1 protein-coding gene is annotated in these 782 nt (G+C 60.1%); it reads right to left on the bottom strand.

Annotation, left to right across the window (positions count from 1 at the left end; genetic code table 11):
- The coding region (locus CSR02_RS08420) for an IS1380 family transposase (protein ID WP_143225569.1) at window positions 1-782 on the bottom strand (782 nt) is incomplete at both ends.

The raw sequence follows: 782 nt of genomic DNA, 5'->3' as shown, positions 1-782 counted from the left end.
CGCCATTCGGCCTTGGCCACCACCCGCCTGCGGCGCGTCCAGCTGTCCTTTGTGATCCAGTCAAAGGAGGCAAAGCCGCGCGCCGCTTTGCCTGTCGTGGCGGCTTCGTCACGAACCTCAGCGGACAAAGAGGCAATCCGGTCATACAGGCGGGTGTTGCCTGCAAGCCCAAACAGGAAGTCAACGTGGTTGTCTTCGCACCATGTCATCAGACTGTCCCGGGCGAAACCGCTGTCCCCACGCACCAGGATACGCACCCGGGGCCAACGGTTCCTGATCTGCTCCACGATCCGGCGGATGTCTGCCAGTGCTTCCTTCCCCGGGTCCCTGTCTGCCGTGCGCAGGGTAGCGCTGAGGAGATGGTCCCCGCAGAAGACATACAGGGGAAGATAGCAGTTATGGCCGTAATATCCATGAAAGGCGCGGCCTTCCTGATGGCCATGGATACGGTCATCGGTGGCATCCACATCCAGAACGATCCGGGCGGGTGCGCGCTCATGCTGGTCCATGAAAAGCGTCACGAACAGGGTAGCCAGGGCCTCATGATCAGCAATGATGCGGCAGTAACGATCTGCCTGCTGCCCACTGCGCTCTAGCCGGTTCAGCGTGGATTTTCCTGCCAGTGCCGCACAGTTGGCCCGGCTTCCTGACAGACGTCCCGATACCAGACCCATGACAGGATCATGACGTAAAGCGTCATGGTCATTAAGGTCTTCATAGCCCAGTGCCAGGCCCATGATCCGCTGACGGACAAGGTCTTCAACCCGGTATTCCACAAAGCC

The organism is Acetobacter pomorum (assembly GCF_002738225.1).
GTDB lineage: Bacteria > Pseudomonadota > Alphaproteobacteria > Acetobacterales > Acetobacteraceae > Acetobacter > Acetobacter pomorum.
The sequence above is the reverse complement of the archived record's forward strand: the minus strand, read 5'-3'. Positions and strand labels throughout refer to the sequence as shown.